We start from the raw sequence: 17926 nt of genomic DNA, 5'->3' as shown, positions 1-17926 counted from the left end.
TAAACTTCAAAACAAATATAGTTGTTCGATTCATTAAAAACCAAAGGTTGATTACATACTAAAGATATTACACAAACATATGGACTTGACTAGTGCCCTTTTAGGGCTGGTCAGTAATAGAGGCTTATAGCCGCAGAACAAACCACCCGTTAAACGGGTGGTTTTGATTTGGACGGGTGCATTGTGAACACTTCTGGTCGAACTTGTTTATAACGGGTGCGTTGTGAACACTTCTCGCCAAACTTGCTCATAACAGGTGCGTTGTGAACACTTCTCGCCAAACTTGTTCATAACGCGTTTGTTAGTTACAAAACTTAGACGAATTGTTAATAAGGACCGTCTTAGTTACAAAACTCGGCCGAAGTGTTAATATGGACCGACTTAGTTACAAAAATCAGCCAAACTGTTACTATGGACCGCCTTAATTACAAAACTCCTGAGATTTGTAACTAAGGAACACAGTATTTGCACTTCTCACCAAAACTGCTAATAACGACACCAGTATTTGCACTTCTTGCCAAAACTGCTTATAACAGCAGTCCATTATGACAATTTCAATACTCCACTCACACAGAAAAGACTCGAAACATTTGTCTCGAGTCTTCTTTATTACTATTTTTCTTCTTGTTTATCTAATTTTTCATCTAATGCTTTGATTGAAAGTGACTTATCTGTATCTTGGTACTTATATACGATATAGTACTTTCCTTCTGTTTTAAGTTCGTTATAGAAATCTGCTATTATACGTGCATTACTTTGTGCCCATTTGATATCTGTTGCGTATTGATGTACGCCAGGTTTCTCTGGGTTCCATCTCATACTATATAAGGTATTTTGTTCTGGGTTTGATAAATAATGATCATGTATAAATTTCGCGCCACCTGATATGGCTTTTTGAGGTGTATCCCAGCCTCTTTTTTTAGCGTAATTTGCGCCTGTTCCGATAGGATCACTGTCTAATGCGCCGACACCATAAAAGTTATAATACTTTTTACCATCAGATTCTTCTTTAGATTTCGTTACTTTCCCTTTGTCGGTTAACATGACACCATTTGCTAATTCACTTTTGTTATTACCTGTTTCTAATATGGCGTGAGATATTAAATACACTTCATTAACATGCTCTTTCTTAGCAGCATTTAAAAATTCTGTTGTATAATCTTCAAGTACTTCTTGTTTTCTTAACATATGATGAATTCGTTTTTCTTCAATTCCTTGATACTCTGATAAGTTCAAGAATTGATATACTTGTTTTTTATCATTTAAGATTTTTTCTACATCCATCACTTCATATATTTCGCTTCGTGTTGCATTTTTCCAATTGCCTGACTCTGTTGCTACTTGCATTTTCGTATCATTTTTATATTGTTTATTTACCGCTTTACTTAAAGTTAATGGAACTTCTACATTATCTTCTTGTTTATCTACTTCATAAAATTTCAAATGATCTGAAATCAAATAATAAAACAGGCCAACAATAACTAACAAGACTATTGATAATATGACTAAATTTTTAATGGTTTCTAGCCTGGCATTCTTCATCGTTTCACCTCTGTGTTTGTAAACCACCATCAATCATAATTTATTACCTATTTTTTACAATTGCATTAAAGTTTACTCTTTATATTCTATAGGATAAGGGCTTATTATTCAAAAATAAGAATGTTACGTTTTAATTACTATTATATTTCAACAAAAAAAGCAAACATGCTTTGAAAGTATGTTTGCTTATTTATAAGTTGAATAATTCATAAATATAAATGACATTGCCGCTGATCTATTCTTATAGTTATACTGGCTTAAATTGATTGTACCCTCTTCTTCGCCATTTCTATAATTCATAAATCTGTTTACGTTGTTAATCATTACAAAATCTGCGTTATCTCTTATCGTATTCAAGTCATTATTTCTTGCAAAAAAGTGTTCTAAATTTAGATGTTCGTAATCCATATGATGAGCCTCCTAATCTTTGCCCCAATAAAACATATGTCCATATATATAACCAAATATACACGTTTGAAACGAAAATGTAAATCATTTCAATCTATGTTTTTATAAGATATTTTCGAGAAAAAGTCTTTATTTTTTCAAAATAATCTCATAAATTATGTTCTATTTTAAAGTTTGTCCGTTTTTTTAATATTTAACTGATTTTTAAAGTGTTTCTATATTATTTACAATGCGTTTATCCGGAAATAAACGTGTGCATGCTCACCAAAGAGGACAACATGAAACAACACAAATTTGAACATTATTATAAGCAATATAAAAATATGATTCATTATTTACTGCATCGATATCATATCCAATACGGTTACGAAGATTATTATCAACTGTTATTAATTAAACTATGGACTGAAATTGAGCGATACGATTTTTCAAAGACCGCTTCACTAGATAAATATTTATATACGAAATTAAAGTATTGTCTCATTGACTGCATCAGAAAGCAAAGTAAAGATTCAAAACGTGTTTCACCCACTTCTAATCATGAAATGTTAGATCAAAGCTTCATTGAATCTCATCAATTTGAAACATTTAGTATGTTAGAGATTTTATCTCAAGATGAACTCATGTGGTTAACGCTAACATTACAAGGATTCTCAACCCAAGAAATTGCGATATATTTAAATAAAAGTGAATCGTCCATTAAGTATTATCGCAAAAATGCGCGTCGTAAATTGAAATCACATTTTTTATTTTAATTACAATTAAATCTTCAAAAATTACAATATTTTTCCCGAAATTTAAGTAACATGTTATATAGGGAGGTGTATCAAATGACTTTAATCAACCCTAATATGACATTACTGAAATACGCAGATGATTCAGCTTATAGATTCCAAATCGAATATTTAGATAAATCAACCATTTATACTAATCATTCAATCCCCTATCTTATTAATGACGCACTAAAAATTGAAGGTGCTAGTTTAAAATCAAGAGAACATTACGCCAAATACGTCTTAAATATTTCTAAACTGCTTCCCATTCTTATCTATGCCACTGAAGATTTCGTATTATTTCCAACAAGCGCTAAATCTAACTACAATTATATGTTGATTAACAGTAAACACATTGTTCATATCGACGCATACAAACATTACACTAAATTGTTATTAATTAATCAGCATACGAAAGTCATCTATCATGAATATCCTATAATCAGTATGAAACTCGGTGAATCATTAAGACTCATTCAGTTTCAAAAGCATCATCTTAACAGACAAAATCTACCCTCAAATATATAAAAGTCGTTACGCACTAATTGCGTAACGACTTTTTTGTTATTCTATATTAACTTACTACTTACGCCTGATAACAATGCTTGGTATGCACTATTAAAGAATGTCAGCAATACTTCATCTCTTCTAATAATACTTTCCAAATCTTCTTCATAAATTAAAAAGCTTCCATCTTTACCATTATATTCAGCATATGATGGTTCTACTTGTTTCAAGTTGATTTTATCTTGCTTAAACGGATTAATCTTAATAATATAATAAGGAGACTCTCTATATTTATCTCCAAAGTAATAACAAAGTGATACGGTATACTCATCATTACCTTCTACATAAAAAATAGATGTTACATCAAATTTATCCCAGAACAAACCTGTTTTGACATCTTTAATATTTCTTGAATGTAAAAATTGATAATGATCATATTGAGCTTGCTGCATTAATCTTAGTGCATGATATGCAGTCTTTGGATTAAAGATTCGTTCTTTGTCATCTTCATCTAGCGTTTTTTCATATGGAATATTATACGGTTTCGTATTGATAGTGATATCAATGCCGTTATCATGTAATGTATCAAATACAAAGTGATAATATTCTTGAATTGTAAGTCCAGATTTGACGATCATAGATTCTTCTTTTTCATCTATTTTAACGATTAATAACTGATCGATTAAATCTAAGTTAATTTCAAATGTATGATTGTCCTTTTTTAATACGCCTGTAGATAGCCCAACTTGATTGACAGTTAACATGACGTGCTTATATAACGGTTCAGGTGTATTCACAGCTAAACAACATTTCCCCATAATTTGAACAATATATCTTATTGTTGCACGTGTATCACGCCATTCATCAAAATATAACAAGCTCATCTACAACACCCCCTAGTTAGTAATCTATGAAAATTCTTTAAATCTTCTAGCGATTAATAAACGCCTTGTAAAGAATGCATTTACCCATTTGATACCTTTATAACCTATAAAAAATAACACAATACCAATGACAAGGTATAAGGCTTGTAATGTTAATGCTTCACCAATTGGTTTTGTGAAATATAAAGTAAATGTCCCTAATATCAACAAAGCAGCTGTTATTAAAATGCCCGCCATTAAGACATTTCCAAATAATAAACCACCTAACGTGATTACTTTATACAAACTACTTGGTGGTGTTGCTTTATCTATAATTTCATTTTCTACAAATTCATTCACAAATTTACTTGGTTTACCATATTCATCAATTAAATTTTTATCTGCATGATGGTTTAATTTCTCATCCACTATATGTTTTTCTTTTTTATTGATAAACCAAAGCTTTTTATAAACAATGGATTTATATTGTTCGTTATTCATTACACACCTCTAAAATTCATTAATATTTTAATTATAACATTAATCAAACTATACGTTGATTATTTTTCAAAATTGCTATTTTGAAGGAGTGAAAAGGATGTTTAAGTTTAATATCAACTTTATTTCACATGAAAATAAATGGATCTATCATAATGAAGACGCATCGATCATCTACGTCACAAATGGTAATATTAATATTTTTTATCATACATCGAACTACATGATGACATTGAATAAAGGATTTTTGTGCATTGTACCATTTGATGAATATAGCTTTATTTATGCAGTTAATGGTCAAATATGTATACTTAATATTAATAAATTAATGGTATATACATTGGCTTCAAATATTTATGAATACTTCTTACTCAAAAATTTTTACCCCATTATTCAGTCTTTCAAATTTGATAAAGTATGTGACCACTTAAATACGCTTAATATTCTTGCACCTTTTCATAAAGAACAATTAACAACGACCGTTTCTACGAGTATCATTGCGTTATTAGATGATATTAAACAGCCACCCTATTGTGAAATTCCTACTAACGATACCTATGTAAGTCATTCCCACCATAATTATTATAGAAATCGCCATTTGTTTGAAGCTACTGTTGCACTTATTTTCAATACAAATCAAACTATTTCAGATATAGCGTTAGAATATGGCTTTTATGACCAAGCTCATTTTACAAAAGTCTTTAAAAATCATAGAAACATGACGCCGCTTCATTTTAGAAAAAGATACAATGTATATTCACATTACAAATAGCGATTGATAATCTCTTCAGCCTCTATATTCTTTGCTAAAATATTTAATGAATCAAAATTCAAATCTTCTGTAATATCATGCGTTATAACGATTACGTCCATACCAGCATCTATTGCAGCTTGTGCACCATTTGTTGTGTCCTCAATTGCTAAACACTTTTCAGGTTCAACTTTAAGATCATGTGCTGCTTGAATGTATAATTCTGGATTCGGTTTAACAAACGCAACATCTTCTCGCCCTTTAATAACATCGACATATTTATCTAATTCTAATCTTTGTACATTAGGCATAATATGCGCTTTATAACTACTAGTTGCGATACCCATTTTCTTTTGATTTTGAGTACCATATTCTATTAAATCTTTAACTACTGGTTTAATCGGTAAAGATTTCGTACCTTCATAATGATCTTCAAACATCTCTTCTAAAGCCTGTTTTGAACCTAAAGCATTTAATATTTTATCATTTAATGCTTCTGATACTGATCCGATAGAAGCTTTATATTCATCTAAACTTATCTTTTCATTATTCTTTTGTTCAATATGTTTATTTAAAGTGTTAAATAAATTAATTTCTGTATCTATTATCGTACCGTCAAAATCAAATATGATTGCATCGTACATGTTCATACACTCCATTCTAAAAAAATAAGAGACTAGGACTATTCTTAATCCCGATCTCTTATTATGATTATAAATCTTCTGATTTAAGTGTCAATTCTAAACGATCGATAATGTTCTCTAATTGAATTAAACTGAGTGATTTTTCCTGTGCAATACGTTCTCTATTTGTTGCTAAATATTGCACGATATCATGTAATGGGATAATTGAGCCTTTTTGTGTCCCATTCTCTTCAATGATAAATAAGCCATCTGACTCATTTAAGTTTAATTCATCTTGTTTAGCTTTAGATAAATCATTCTTAAAATATACTGAACCATGAGGAAAATCTTGATGCTTTCTTTCTTCTAAAGCAATGACTGCATCATGTATATTCTCTTGATTTAATCCATTGTAAAATTGATTAATAATTTGAGTGCGATTATCGTGATCGTCGAATAATTTTAGGTTTGTTAACATAGTCATTCACCTCATCCCGTTGCTTATATTTTAACATCTTAAACTGAATATTTAGAGTATTTTATTATTACATTTTCAAGTCATTTATTACATATATTTTTCGGTCTTCACGAAAGCGTCAAAAATTGCGTCGTTTCCATATTGTAATTAATTTCAAAAAATAATAATGTTAAATAGAAGTTATACATTATTTGAAATAGAGGTTGAGTACATGAACAAAAGTTTTAATCCATTGAGACGGTTACATTTTTATGCGGCTTTCTTTATCACACCTTTATTATTGACACTCTCACTTACTGGTATTGGTTATTTATTTTATACAAATGTAGAAAATAATATTTACCACGATGAATTTTTTAAAGATAGCGCTACAAAGGGTCATCAATCACTAGATGATGCTATTCAAGAAATTAGAGATGTATATAAAGGATACGACATTCAAAAAATTAGTATTATGAATGAGCCATACAATAACAGAGTTACAATCGGGAATGAAGAGGGTGATTCACGCTATATTTTCTTGGATGAACATAACCAAAGAGTTGCAAATCAAAACGCTAAATATACATATTCCAACGTATTAAGAGAAGCACATAGTTCTTTATTTGTTGGTGGTAGTTTTGTAAATTATTTAGTTGAGCTAGCAGCATGTTGGACAATTTTTATGATTATATCAGGTATTTATTTAACTTTTAAAACAAAAGCATTGAAACCAACAAAAAAGAAATCATCATTCTTATTTAATAGACGATTACACGCGATTATAGGACTTGTTATTGCAATTCCTATATTTATAATCGTATTAACTGGTTTACCGTGGTCAGCACTTATGGGTAAACAAATTAACCAATTTGCTGAGGATCATCCAAAGCTTGGCTATACAGCATTACAAGCTAACCCACCAGAATCAGAAGATAATGAATTACCCTGGGCAACTCGTACTAAGGAGAAACCTTCATCTAAAAAAGATCCACATGCCGCACATCACGGTTCTATGAGTAATGTGATTGGTGCAGATGGACAACAAAGTTTAGAAAATATTATCGCAAATGCTGAAGAAAATGGCATTAAAAAGCCATTCTCTATCGTTTACCCTTCTGATGAAAAAGGTGTATTCACTGTTTCGAAAAGTAGTAATACAGGTGTTACAGGACTAGACGTTGCACCAAAAGAAGAAACAACAGCATATTTCGATCAATACTCAGGTAAACTATTAGATAAAGTAGATTATGATGATTATGGTATTATCGGTAAATGGTTCAGTTTCGGTATACCTTTACATGAAGGTCATCTATTTGGAACTGCAAATAAAATCATTAACCTATTAGTTTGTTTAGCCTTTATTGGTGGTATTACATTTGGTTTCTTATCATGGATGAAACGAAAGAAATCAAACTCATTTAGCGCACCAATAAGAACTAGTAATCAAATTCCAATTGGACTCATTGTATTCTTAGTTATACTAGGAATCGCAATGCCATTATTCGGATTATCACTTATTCCAGTTGCTATTATTGAATTCTTCTTATGGAGACGACATAATAGATTAAATACAGTGTAAATAAAAAGCATATCACGCATCTAAAATTAAATTCAGATGCGTGATATGCTTATTTCTATACAAATATTTAAATGCATTCATATATTCATTAAACTTAGCTATTAGCCTCATCATAATCATTACAAACTGCTTCAAGTAAGTGTCTTAAATCATGATCATCCATATCATCTGGAACTCTAACTTTTATAAGATGATTTTTATCAGTAATAACATGAAAATAATGATGGTCATTCTCATATCCTTTTCCTAGTATTTGCATGAATAACATCCCCTTAGATATATATCAAACACTCATATACTAATAGTATCATACTTATTTAATTTATTTTAATATTTGAATTTCATAATAAATTGTTTACAAGTTAGGCTCAGGATGTACATAAGATGAATAAGCGCCTGCTTCTTTTAATTGATGTTCAACTAAATCACATATATCATGTGCTTCATCTAATGTTAAATCTTTATCTACAATGATCGTTACATCAAGAAAGACACTATTACCATGATAACGCCCTTTTATAGATGGAACGTCTAATACGCCCTCTATATTTTCAATTTCTTCTATATAATTATTTAAATCTTTTTCATGAAAACCATCACTCAAAGTGAATATTGATTCTTTAAAAATCGTAAAACCAGTATAAACAATAATAAAGCCAAGAATAACAGCAAGAATAATATCAATTATAGGTAGACCAAACTGTGTAAATATAAGGCCAATACCAGTACCGATGCTGACTAACGCATCAGACAAATTATCTTTTGCTGCTGATTTAAGTGATGTACTTTTAGTCTTAATCGCTAACTTCCAATTAAATAAATATACTAAAATCATAATAATACCACTTATAAAACTAACCCATATTGTTAGTGTGCTAGGTTCACTATAATTACCTTGAACTAACTTAGGAATGTTGCTAGAAATAACTTCTATCCCGACAAACATAATGATAAAAGATACAATTAAAGTTGTAATATTTTCAGTCTTCATATGTCCATAAGGATGATTTTTATCTGCAGGTTTGACTGAAATCTTCAACCCTATCAGTACTGCCACAGAAACAAATATATCTGTTAAGTTGTTTAAACTATCCGCTTTTAATGCAGCTGAATTATAAGTTGTCCCTACTACATATTTCAAAATAGAAAGGATAATATAAGTAACCAAACTTATATATGCGCCACGTTGTGCAATTCTCAAATTATTTGCCATTTCCAACACTCCGATTTTTTCACTGAAATATGATTATATAACAAAATTTGAGACAAGTTAATGAATTAGTTATCGTAAAATAATATAAATTATTTCGCATATTTATGTTTTAGGCATGCCTATATTTCAAGTACATATTCTCTTATAATATAGTATTTATATATCTAAAAATTTTTAATATATGCTCTTATGATATTTGTTACTATAAGCTCTCTTAATTACACTTCCTCCTACTTTTGTTACTTCTAAAAATCATTTTATTTACAAAACTAAAAAACCCAACAAAGTTAACTAACTTTGTTGGGTTCGATGATCTTCATTCTTATAAAATACTTAATCCGCTAGCCTTAATATCTTTAGCAAATCCTTGAACTGTATCTACAGATAGTTCATTAATATCTCTTCCGATGTTTGGTACTTTTGCTACTACATCTTTTGGACATGTAATGATATCTACGCCAATTTCGTCTGCTTGAATAACATTAAATAATTCACGGCAACTTGCCCATAATAATTTAACGCCTTCTTTACTATGACAAACTTTTTCTGATTCTTTCATTAATGGTAGTGGATCTACACCTGTATCAGCAATTCTACCTGCGAATACTGAAACATAAGTTTCAACACCTGGTTTAATTGCTTCTACTATGTCTTTAACTTGTTCAATTGTATAAACAGCAGTGACGTTAACTTTAACATCACTTTCTGATAATTTTTTAATTAAAGGAATCATTGATTCACCTTGTGTATTTACAACAGGAATTTTAACAAATACGTTTTCACCGTATTGTTTTAAGATTTCTGCTTCTTTAGCCATTGTTTCTATATCATCTGCAAATACTTCAAATGAAATTGAAGCATCTGGTATTGCTTTAACGACATCTTCAGCAAATGTTTTATAATCCGTTACACCTGCTTTTTTCATTAAACTTGGATTTGTTGTAAAACCATCAACTTCTTTATTCTGATAGGCTTGTTTCATTTCTTCAATGTCTGCACCATCAGCAAAAACTTGTACTTTAAGATTACTCATGAATTTCATTCCTTTCTACATGTTGTGCATTTATCGTACCATAATTTGCAATCGCTTACTAAATTATTTGTTTAAAACGACAATATCCAAGTTATTTTAAATGTATTTTGAGGTGCTTTATGGCATAATAAGAATAAATATAAATCAAATAATATTTTTTAAGTAATATAAATATAAATTGCTTAGGTGGTGTATTTTGATGGCTGATAATATAGAAACAATAAAGCATTTCAAACTATATACGACCGGTTCGTTTTTAGGTGATGAAGCAGTCATCAATAATAGTCCTACGAGCCGAGTTGAACGGTACTATATTTTTTCCTACTATTTAGAAATTAATGATTTCAAAATACTCATAAATACAGGCTTTTCCGAACATGTGAAACCAAGCACTGATTTAAAAACTTTAAAATTATTTCGTAGACAAGACTATAAAGTGTACGAAACGTTGCCAAGTCAATTGTTGAAAGATCATATACATCCAGATGAGATCGATTATTGTATCATTACCAATTTTTCAAGTCATCATCTCGGTTATTTAAACGCGTTTAAAAATGCGACTATCATAACTTCAAGTGAAGCTTATCATGATTTTATTACACAACAAGTTTCCAACAACAATAACCTTCAATTAAGCTTTCATGTTATGCCAGATAACTTTAAAGAGCGCATTGAATTTGTAGAAGATTTTGTACAAACAGAACACCCTATTTTGGGTAAAGGATATAAAGTCTTCAATCAAGATGCCTTAGTTAGCTTTGATTTGCCAGGAGCCATGCCAGGTCAATTTGGCTTAATGATGACATTCTCTAATTTAAAGATTTTTATGTGTAGCGATGCCGCATGGTGCCGTTCAAATATTCAAAAGAATGACCTTCCTACTAAAAGATTGTTGCGCAAAGCATACAACGGCGAACTTTTCATTGAAACCCATTTAAAACTTATTGATTTAAAAGAAAATGCGAATACCTCTCTTTTCATCATTCCTAGTCATTGTAAAAAAATGGACGACTTTGAAGAAGTAATGGAATTATTAGATGCAATAAAATAATTTATATGATAACATAAACGATTATACGGAATTTTTGGAGGGCATCATGGATAAAGCTAAACGCTATTTTTATATATCAATTATACTTATTATTATTAGTTTATTTTTAAGTGCACAAAACCCACTTTTAGAAACGATGTTTGGATCTTTAGTGTCACTCGTACTAATAAGTAGTATATTAAACGGTATTTTATTATTAATCGCTGTCTTTACAACTGATAAGTCAATTAAATATCAAACTGATAAACACACAACGCTTTCAAAATTGAATAAACTATTACCAATCGTTTTATTCATCGTCATTTTATATCATATTGTCGTTATAATAAGATTTTTCGGAATAATTTAAGGGAAACATTATGTTTCCTTTTTTTAATGAGGAGGTTTATTAAATGGTATATTTAGCAATATTTTTAGGTGGTGCTATAGGTGGAGGGTTAAGATATTTAGTTTCCTTAATGATCACTAATGACGCATTCCCGTTCTCCACATTAACCGTTAACGTAATCGGAGCACTTTTAATGGGTATATTCTCTACATATTTCATTAACTATTTCAAATCACATCCAAATATTAAAAAATTAATAACAACAGGCTTCTTAGGTGCTTTAACAACATATTCATCTTTAAGTTTAGAAACAGTCGAGCTACTAGAACGTGGACATATATTCCTTGCAGGCACGTATTTACTCGTTAGTTTACTTCTCGGTTTCATATTTATTGCAATAGGTTATAGGAAAGGAACTGACCAAGCATGATGTTATTATATATTATGATAAGTTCAGGTATAGGTGCTCTTTGCAGAAATTTTGTGAATGAATTCTTCACTAAACTGTATACAAATCACTTCCCAGTAGCTACTTTAACTGTTAACGTAATCGGAAGCCTTATAATTGGATTTGCTGCACAATATTTAAATGATGATAGTTTTTCATATGCAATTATTGCAATAGGCTTTTGCGGAGGATTTACAACATTCTCTACTCACTTTTTAGAAATTTATGAACGATACTTGTTAAAATCATATAAAATGATGACTATTTATATCGTATCTACAGTCATACTATCAATCGGAGCATGTTATTTAGGTTATCACTTATAAAGCCTCTTACGTAAAAGGTTCATTTATATGTATGACAAAATAAAAAGGACTGATAAGAATAAATTTTTCTTATCAGTCCTTTTGTGTTTATTATTGACCAGTAAAGACTTCTGGGTCTGGTCCGATTCTTTCGTCTTTATTTAAAGCATTTAATCTTGAAAGTTGATCTTCTGATAACTCAAAATCAAATACGTTTAAGTTTTCTTCGATTCTTGATGGTGTTACTGATTTAGGAATAACAACAATATTTTCATCAATATTCCATCTTATAATAACTTGAGCTGGTGTTTTACCTAACTCATTTGCAACTTCTTTTACAACTTCGTCTTCTAATATTTGTCCATTCATTAAAGGAGACCATGATTGTGCAACAATTTTTTGTGCTTCTAAATAAGTTCTTAATTCTTTTTGAGTTAAGTATGGATGACATTCTATTTGATTAATAACTGGTTTAATAGAAGCTTCTTGTAATAATGATTCTAAATGATGTACGTGGAAGTTACTTACACCAATATTTTTAATTTTGCCTTCATTGTATAAGTCTTCCATAGCTTTCCATGTTTCTGTGATAAGGTCTTTATCTTGGCCAGGCCAATGAATTAAATATAGATCTACATAATCTAAACCTAATCTTTCTAAAGATGCTTCATATGCTGATTGAACATTCTCTCTACCATAATCTGTCATCCAAAGTTTAGTTGTAATAAATAGATCTTCTCTATTTAATCCTGTTTCTTCTAATCCTTCTTTGATACCTTGTCCAACTTTTTCTTCGTTGTGATAAGTTTGAGCTGTATCTATATGTCTATAACCACTTATAATAGCATGTTTAACTGCTTCTCTACATTCATCATTATTTTCTACTCTGAATGTTCCTAACCCTAAAGCTGGTATAGAATTGCCATTGTAAAACTCAATTATTTTCTGTGTCATTTTACTGCCTCCTAATTTTAGACGATACTTAAATTAAAATTGAAACAACTTTAGTTTCTAAATATGGTTCAATACCTTCTGAACCACCTTCTCTACCAAATCCACTTTCCTTCATTCCACCAAATGGAATATGAGCTGCACTTGGTCCGCCATCGTTCCAACCAATTACACCATAATCTAAGTTCTCATACAACTTTATACCATTACTATAGTTTTCAGTAAAGAAATATGCTGCCAAACCAAATGGTGTATCGTTTGCTTTTATAATAACTTCATCTAAATCTTTATAAGTTTGAATTGGTGCTACCGGTCCAAACGTTTCTTCTACCATGATTTTCATATCGTCTGAAACGTCAGATAGAACAGTTGGTGTAATAAAATAACCACCATCTTTATAACTATCTCCTCCAGTAATCACGCGAGCACCTTTACTCGTTGCATCTTCAATATGAGATTTAACTTTTTCAAAACCATCTGCATTAATAACAGGACCTATATCTGTTGATTCATCCTGACCATCGCCTACTTTTAATTTACTAACTTCTGCTCTAAGTGCATCTTCAAATGCGTCTTTAATAGATTCGTGTACGTATATTCTATTTGCACATACACATGTTTGTCCTGCATTTCTAAATTTAGAAGCAATTGTTCCTTGAACTGCTTTATCTAAATCTGCATCTTCATGAACAATCAATGGTGCATGGCCGCCTAATTCAAGTGTTACTTTCTTCAATGTCGAACTAGATTGTTCCATTAACTGTTTACCTACAGGTGTTGAACCTGTATAAGTAATTTTTGAAATTAAAGGATGTTTTGTAAAAATTGCACCGACGTCTTTTCCTGAACCATTTACATATTGGATAACACTTTGATCAAATCCTGCTTCATGTGCAAGATCAACTAATTTCATAGTTGTAAGAGGTGTATCTTGTGCTGGCTTACATATAAACGTACATCCTGCTGCTAATGCTGGTGCTGCTTTTCTAGTCATCATAGCTGCTGGGAAGTTCCATGGTGTTATACTCGCTACAACGCCTACAGGTGCACGTGTAACGATAAGTCGTTTGTTATCAACATGTTCTGGAATGGTTCTTCCATAAGTACGTTTTGCTTCTTCAGCAAACCATAATATATAATCTGTCGCATATTTAACTTCACCTAAAGCTTCTTTTAATGGTTTTCCACTTTCTTTTGTCATAATTAAAGCAATTTCTTCTTTATTTTCAAGAATCAATTCATACCATTTATATAACAATGCACTACGTTCATGAGCTGGTTTCTTTTTGTATGTTTGAAAAGCATCATGTGCCTGTTCAATCTTGTTGTTAATATCTTCTTCCGTATTGTTCTTAATCGTTTCGATTACTTCACCAGTTGCAGGATTTTTAACTTCAAAATTTTCTTTTACCATACTTATAACCACCTTTTTTAGTATAAAAATAGCGCTACATAAAATGCAGCGCTTAGTTATTACGGGTTAAACTTTTCAATTTCATCCATAATTCTCTCAAGGTCTTCCACACTATATTGGAATCTACCATGGAATACAAATTTATTAAAGAAATGTTGAAGTTGTTTTTCACCAACTAACACTTTAATGTTAGGGTCTTGTGAATAATTACTGATAGTTGCTTCACTTACTTCATTTGGATGGAAGTAAATAATTGGTGTCGGTGTATATTTAAGTTCTAACTGTCTTTGTAATTCTTCAGTTGTATTATCAACTTCTTTAACTTCATCAGTATATGAATGGAATGCTGCAGTTTTATTATTTGATTGTTTTTCAAGTAATAACGTTTGTTCTTTGTTTGGGTTTAAATCCAATGTTTCAAAGACTTGTCCTAATACTGGAAAATCACTAAACTGCTGTTCAGTAATACCGTGATAGATATGACCACTTACTAAATTAGAGTCAATTACGTATATACCCGTTCTTGTTAAGACTAAATGATCAATTTGTCGAACTTTACCTAATGGATCTTTAGGTAAGAAGATATTTGCCATAATATGCATATCTTCAGGTCTAATTCTACGTTCATTAACAAGTTGGTCTCTCAACTCTAACAAATGTCTATCAGTTATATATTCCCCTTCATTCTTAGAAAATAACTTTAATGAGTCAATTTCTCTTTCTTTTTGTGAAATTGCTTCTTGATGAGTTTCTTCTTGTTTCGTTAGAACCTTTTTATTTTCAACTCTTTCATGATCTAACTTTTCTTTATGTTCAGATTTAAGCGTCTCATTTTCTTTTTTATGAGCTTCTTGAATCTTATTCAAAGATTTTTGTTTCTGCTTTAATGAAACAAAGAATAATATAATAAATAGTATCGCAATAACGATCGCTGCGATTAATCCATAATGAATCGGTTCTAATTGACTCATAATTGTAGATCGCTCCCTTTCATATGTATTAATTCCATTATAGTAAAAATTACAAATAAATTCAGTATATATCATGAAATATATTGATTATATAACGTAATTTCTTATACTTCATACATTTGAGTAGTTAAACCACACTTTAATAGTAAATATTTTATAAAAATTCAGTTCATTATGAACAACTTGACTTAAATTTGTTTGTAACGGGTGCGTTGTGAACACTTTCGCCCAAACTTGTTCATAACGAGTGCCTTAATTACAAAAGTCAGCTCAAGTGTTACTAAGTATAGCCTTAGCTACAAAACTCGCCTGAAATGTTACTATGGGCAGCCTTAGTTACAAAACTCGCCTGAAGTGTTACTATGGACCTCCTTAATTACAAAAGTCGGCTGAAATGTTACTATGGACGGCCTTAATTACAAAACTACTCAGAAGTGTAATTATCGGTACCAGTATTTGCACTTTCACCCTAAACTGCTAATAACAACCTCAGTATTTGCACTTCTAACCAAAACTGCTAACAACAACCTCAGTATTTGCACTTCTAATCAAAACTGCTAATAACTATCCCAGTATTTGCACTTCTAACCAAAACTGCTAATAACGACCCAACTTCCACCTAACCTAAAATAAAAACTCTGCATAAATCCCGTAAGATTATATACAGAGCTTCATCATTTATTTTAATAAGTCTTTTAGTAAATCTACTTTATCTAATTGTTCCCATGGTAATTGAACATCTGTTCTACCGAAGTGACCGTATGCTGCTGTTTTTTTGTAGATTGGTTGTCTTAAGTTTAACATTTGAATAATACCTGCTGGTCTTAAATCAAATACTTCTCTTATTTTTTCTACTAATACAGTTTCTTCTACTTTACCTGTACCAAAAGTATCTATTGAAATGGATACTGGTTGTGCTACACCGATTGCATATGCTAATTGGACTTCACATTTATCTGCTAATCCACTTGCTACTATATTCTTAGCAACATATCTTGCAGCGTATGCTCCTGATCTATCTACTTTAGTAGGATCTTTACCACTGAAACATCCTCCGCCATGTCTTGCATAACCACCGTAAGTATCTACGATGATTTTTCTACCTGTTAATCCAGCATCTCCTTGTGGTCCGCCAATTACAAATCTACCTGTTGGATTAATAAAGAATTTAGTTTCTTCATCTAATAATTCTTTAGGTACGATTGGATAAATAACATGATCTTTAATATCTTGTTGAATTTTTTCTAATTCAATTTTTTCATGATGTTGTGAAGAAATAACGATTGTATCTACTCTTACTGGTTTATCATTTTCGTCATATTCAACTGTTACTTGTGTCTTACCATCTGGACGTAAATATTCTAAAGTACCGTCTTTACGTACATCTGTTAATCTCTTCGCAAGTTGATGAGCTAAATAACCTGGTAAAGGCATGTATGTTTCAGTTTCATTTGTAGCAAAACCAAACATAAGACCTTGGTCACCTGCACCAATTGATTCTATTTCTCTATCTGATAAATCATCTCTATCTTCTAATGCGCAATCTACACCTTGTGCGATATCTGGTGATTGTTCATCAATAGCAGTTAAAATCGCCATCGTTTGGAAATCATAACCGTACTTCGCTCTTGTGTATCCTATATCTTTTACTGTTTGTCTAACTACTTTAGGGATATCTACATAAGTTGAAGTAGAAATTTCACCTGCAATTAAAGCCATACCAGTTGTTACTGTTGTTTCACAAGCGACTCTTGCTTTAGGATCCCCTTTTAATAATTCATCCAAAATAGCATCGGAAATTTGGTCCGCAATTTTATCTGGATGCCCTTCTGTTACTGATTCTGATGTGAAGAGTCTTCTATTCTTTGACATAAAAAATCTCCTTTAAATAAAGTTGTACGGTCTCTTCCTCAGCGCAAATAAAAAGTGCCTTCTCTCAATAAAGATATAGAGAGAAGGCACACTCGTCCATTCGCTCTTATCGTTCAGACAATATTGGTCTGCAAACGGTTTGGCACCTTTCTTTCATTAGAAAGAGGTTGCTGGGTTTCATTGGGTCCATGTCCCTCCACCACTCAGGATAAGAGAATCCGTCAGAAATGATAATACTAAAGTTTTCATAATATGTCAATGGAACGAAACACATTCAAATTTCTAAAAAAATTTTATAACAAATTTACTCATTAGTATAGACTATATATTTTAATG

The 17926-nt window shown here is 30.9% G+C and carries 21 protein-coding genes and 1 riboswitch; of the genes, 8 read left to right on the top strand and 13 right to left on the bottom strand.

The window, feature by feature from the left end; translation table 11 throughout:
- Positions 1-612: 612 nt before the first annotated feature.
- Together sagB and LQ693_RS08535 are read right to left on the bottom strand one after the other, a co-directional pair.
- Positions 613-1542 carry a peptidoglycan release complex glucosaminidase SagB gene (sagB, locus tag LQ693_RS08540; protein ID WP_107566135.1) on the bottom strand — a complete coding sequence of 310 codons (930 nt, stop codon included), beginning with the start codon at positions 1540-1542 and terminating at the stop codon, positions 613-615.
- Positions 1543-1728: 186 nt separating this feature from the next.
- Complete coding sequence (locus LQ693_RS08535; RefSeq protein ID WP_107566136.1) at positions 1729-1950, bottom strand: hypothetical protein; 222 nt, start codon at positions 1948-1950, stop codon at positions 1729-1731.
- Between the two features lie 278 nt (positions 1951-2228).
- Between LQ693_RS08535 and LQ693_RS08530 the strand changes: the two genes are divergently transcribed.
- Positions 2229-2705: a sigma-70 family RNA polymerase sigma factor gene (locus LQ693_RS08530; protein WP_239743661.1), complete on the top strand. Its 477-nt coding sequence runs from the start codon at positions 2229-2231 to the stop codon at positions 2703-2705.
- 75 nt (positions 2706-2780) lie between these two features.
- On the top strand, positions 2781-3251 hold the full coding sequence (locus tag LQ693_RS08525; RefSeq protein WP_232151596.1) for a competence protein ComK: 471 nt from the start codon (positions 2781-2783) through the stop codon (positions 3249-3251).
- 41 nt (positions 3252-3292) lie between these two features.
- Here LQ693_RS08525 and LQ693_RS08520 read toward each other — a convergent pair whose 3' ends face one another.
- Both LQ693_RS08520 and LQ693_RS08515 read right to left on the bottom strand, forming a co-directional pair.
- Positions 3293-4114 (bottom strand): DUF5996 family protein, encoded by an 822-nt coding sequence (locus LQ693_RS08520; protein WP_107566138.1) that lies wholly within the window; start codon positions 4112-4114, stop codon positions 3293-3295.
- A 24-nt stretch (positions 4115-4138) separates the two neighbouring features.
- Complete coding sequence (locus LQ693_RS08515) at positions 4139-4594, bottom strand: hypothetical protein (RefSeq protein WP_107566139.1); 456 nt, start codon at positions 4592-4594, stop codon at positions 4139-4141.
- Positions 4595-4691: 97 nt separating this feature from the next.
- On the opposite strand from LQ693_RS08515, the gene LQ693_RS08510 reads away from it, so the two are divergent.
- On the top strand, positions 4692-5363 hold the full coding sequence (locus LQ693_RS08510; RefSeq protein WP_107565777.1) for a helix-turn-helix domain-containing protein: 672 nt from the start codon (positions 4692-4694) through the stop codon (positions 5361-5363).
- On the opposite strand, the gene LQ693_RS08505 is transcribed toward LQ693_RS08510, so the two are convergent.
- Both LQ693_RS08505 and LQ693_RS08500 read right to left on the bottom strand, forming a co-directional pair.
- Positions 5354-5986, bottom strand: coding sequence for an HAD family hydrolase (locus tag LQ693_RS08505; protein WP_107572762.1), 633 nt, complete (start codon positions 5984-5986; stop codon positions 5354-5356). The two genes, LQ693_RS08510 and LQ693_RS08505, sit on opposite strands and share 10 nt — an antisense overlap.
- Before the next feature lie 67 nt (positions 5987-6053).
- A complete protein-coding gene (locus LQ693_RS08500; RefSeq protein WP_182461935.1) occupies positions 6054-6443 on the bottom strand; it encodes a hypothetical protein in 390 nt (129 codons plus the stop codon).
- A gap of 211 nt (positions 6444-6654) precedes the next feature.
- Between LQ693_RS08500 and LQ693_RS08495 the strand changes: the two genes are divergently transcribed.
- Entirely contained in the window at positions 6655-8004 is a 1350-nt protein-coding gene (locus LQ693_RS08495; protein WP_239703163.1) for a PepSY-associated TM helix domain-containing protein, read from the top strand.
- A gap of 94 nt (positions 8005-8098) precedes the next feature.
- On the opposite strand, the gene LQ693_RS08490 is transcribed toward LQ693_RS08495, so the two are convergent.
- The 3 genes from LQ693_RS08490 to LQ693_RS08480 form a co-directional block, all read right to left on the bottom strand.
- Entirely contained in the window at positions 8099-8263 is a 165-nt protein-coding gene (locus tag LQ693_RS08490) for a hypothetical protein (RefSeq protein ID WP_162841912.1), read from the bottom strand.
- A 96-nt stretch (positions 8264-8359) separates the two neighbouring features.
- Complete coding sequence (locus LQ693_RS08485) at positions 8360-9223, bottom strand: cation diffusion facilitator family transporter (protein ID WP_374229777.1); 864 nt, start codon at positions 9221-9223, stop codon at positions 8360-8362.
- A gap of 316 nt (positions 9224-9539) precedes the next feature.
- Positions 9540-10250 carry a transaldolase gene (locus LQ693_RS08480; RefSeq protein ID WP_103361843.1) on the bottom strand — a complete coding sequence of 237 codons (711 nt, stop codon included), beginning with the start codon at positions 10248-10250 and terminating at the stop codon, positions 9540-9542.
- 199 nt (positions 10251-10449) lie between these two features.
- On the opposite strand from LQ693_RS08480, the gene LQ693_RS08475 reads away from it, so the two are divergent.
- From LQ693_RS08475 to LQ693_RS08460, 4 genes are read left to right on the top strand one after another with little or no spacing between them, the layout of a single operon-like run.
- The gene (locus tag LQ693_RS08475; RefSeq protein WP_107565780.1) at positions 10450-11301 is read left to right on the top strand and encodes an MBL fold metallo-hydrolase; all 852 of its coding nucleotides are present in this window, start codon (positions 10450-10452) and stop codon (positions 11299-11301) included.
- 46 nt (positions 11302-11347) lie between these two features.
- The gene (locus LQ693_RS08470; RefSeq protein ID WP_025905535.1) at positions 11348-11650 is read left to right on the top strand and encodes a hypothetical protein; all 303 of its coding nucleotides are present in this window, start codon (positions 11348-11350) and stop codon (positions 11648-11650) included.
- A 43-nt stretch (positions 11651-11693) separates the two neighbouring features.
- Positions 11694-12059: a fluoride efflux transporter CrcB gene (gene crcB / locus LQ693_RS08465; RefSeq protein ID WP_103361845.1), complete on the top strand. Its 366-nt coding sequence runs from the start codon at positions 11694-11696 to the stop codon at positions 12057-12059.
- Complete coding sequence (locus tag LQ693_RS08460) at positions 12056-12403, top strand: fluoride efflux transporter FluC (protein ID WP_107572763.1); 348 nt, start codon at positions 12056-12058, stop codon at positions 12401-12403. Before crcB ends, LQ693_RS08460 begins: the two co-directional genes overlap by 4 nt.
- Before the next feature lie 90 nt (positions 12404-12493).
- Here LQ693_RS08460 and LQ693_RS08455 read toward each other — a convergent pair whose 3' ends face one another.
- The 4 genes from LQ693_RS08455 to metK all read right to left on the bottom strand — a co-directional run bounded on the left by LQ693_RS08455 (position 12494) and on the right by metK (position 17590).
- Positions 12494-13336, bottom strand: coding sequence for an aldo/keto reductase (locus LQ693_RS08455; RefSeq protein ID WP_025905538.1), 843 nt, complete (start codon positions 13334-13336; stop codon positions 12494-12496).
- A 28-nt stretch (positions 13337-13364) separates the two neighbouring features.
- Positions 13365-14747 carry an NAD-dependent succinate-semialdehyde dehydrogenase gene (locus tag LQ693_RS08450; RefSeq protein ID WP_025905539.1) on the bottom strand — a complete coding sequence of 461 codons (1383 nt, stop codon included), beginning with the start codon at positions 14745-14747 and terminating at the stop codon, positions 13365-13367.
- Positions 14748-14806: 59 nt separating this feature from the next.
- Complete coding sequence (locus tag LQ693_RS08445; protein WP_037589699.1) at positions 14807-15718, bottom strand: nuclease-related domain-containing protein; 912 nt, start codon at positions 15716-15718, stop codon at positions 14807-14809.
- 678 nt (positions 15719-16396) lie between these two features.
- Complete coding sequence (gene metK, locus LQ693_RS08440) at positions 16397-17590, bottom strand: methionine adenosyltransferase (protein WP_025905541.1); 1194 nt, start codon at positions 17588-17590, stop codon at positions 16397-16399.
- Between the two features lie 103 nt (positions 17591-17693).
- A riboswitch (SAM riboswitch) is annotated at positions 17694-17805 on the bottom strand.
- Positions 17806-17926 lie beyond the last annotated feature (121 nt).

Source organism: Mammaliicoccus sp. B-M6, assembly GCF_022386965.1.
In the GTDB taxonomy this organism is placed as follows: domain Bacteria; phylum Bacillota; class Bacilli; order Staphylococcales; family Staphylococcaceae; genus Mammaliicoccus; species Mammaliicoccus sciuri_A.
This window is presented reverse-complemented; position numbering and strand designations above follow the sequence as displayed.

Coding starts and splice junctions, on each gene's coding strand:
- sagB (WP_107566135.1), bottom strand. CDS start 1,542: ATGAAGAATGCCAGGCTAGAAACCATTAAAAATTTAGTCATATTATCA.
- LQ693_RS08535 (WP_107566136.1), bottom strand. CDS start 1,950: ATGGATTACGAACATCTAAATTTAGAACACTTTTTTGCAAGAAATAAT.
- LQ693_RS08530 (WP_239743661.1), top strand. CDS start 2,229: ATGAAACAACACAAATTTGAACATTATTATAAGCAATATAAAAATATG.
- LQ693_RS08525 (WP_232151596.1), top strand. CDS start 2,781: ATGACTTTAATCAACCCTAATATGACATTACTGAAATACGCAGATGAT.
- LQ693_RS08520 (WP_107566138.1), bottom strand. CDS start 4,114: ATGAGCTTGTTATATTTTGATGAATGGCGTGATACACGTGCAACAATA.
- LQ693_RS08515 (WP_107566139.1), bottom strand. CDS start 4,594: ATGAATAACGAACAATATAAATCCATTGTTTATAAAAAGCTTTGGTTT.
- LQ693_RS08510 (WP_107565777.1), top strand. CDS start 4,692: ATGTTTAAGTTTAATATCAACTTTATTTCACATGAAAATAAATGGATC.
- LQ693_RS08505 (WP_107572762.1), bottom strand. CDS start 5,986: ATGTACGATGCAATCATATTTGATTTTGACGGTACGATAATAGATACA.
- LQ693_RS08500 (WP_182461935.1), bottom strand. CDS start 6,443: ATGTTAACAAACCTAAAATTATTCGACGATCACGATAATCGCACTCAA.
- LQ693_RS08495 (WP_239703163.1), top strand. CDS start 6,655: ATGAACAAAAGTTTTAATCCATTGAGACGGTTACATTTTTATGCGGCT.
- LQ693_RS08490 (WP_162841912.1), bottom strand. CDS start 8,263: ATGCAAATACTAGGAAAAGGATATGAGAATGACCATCATTATTTTCAT.
- LQ693_RS08480 (WP_103361843.1), bottom strand. CDS start 10,250: ATGAGTAATCTTAAAGTACAAGTTTTTGCTGATGGTGCAGACATTGAA.
- LQ693_RS08475 (WP_107565780.1), top strand. CDS start 10,450: ATGGCTGATAATATAGAAACAATAAAGCATTTCAAACTATATACGACC.
- LQ693_RS08470 (WP_025905535.1), top strand. CDS start 11,348: ATGGATAAAGCTAAACGCTATTTTTATATATCAATTATACTTATTATT.
- crcB (WP_103361845.1), top strand. CDS start 11,694: ATGGTATATTTAGCAATATTTTTAGGTGGTGCTATAGGTGGAGGGTTA.
- LQ693_RS08460 (WP_107572763.1), top strand. CDS start 12,056: ATGATGTTATTATATATTATGATAAGTTCAGGTATAGGTGCTCTTTGC.
- LQ693_RS08455 (WP_025905538.1), bottom strand. CDS start 13,336: ATGACACAGAAAATAATTGAGTTTTACAATGGCAATTCTATACCAGCT.
- LQ693_RS08450 (WP_025905539.1), bottom strand. CDS start 14,747: ATGGTAAAAGAAAATTTTGAAGTTAAAAATCCTGCAACTGGTGAAGTA.
- LQ693_RS08445 (WP_037589699.1), bottom strand. CDS start 15,718: ATGAGTCAATTAGAACCGATTCATTATGGATTAATCGCAGCGATCGTT.
- metK (WP_025905541.1), bottom strand. CDS start 17,590: ATGTCAAAGAATAGAAGACTCTTCACATCAGAATCAGTAACAGAAGGG.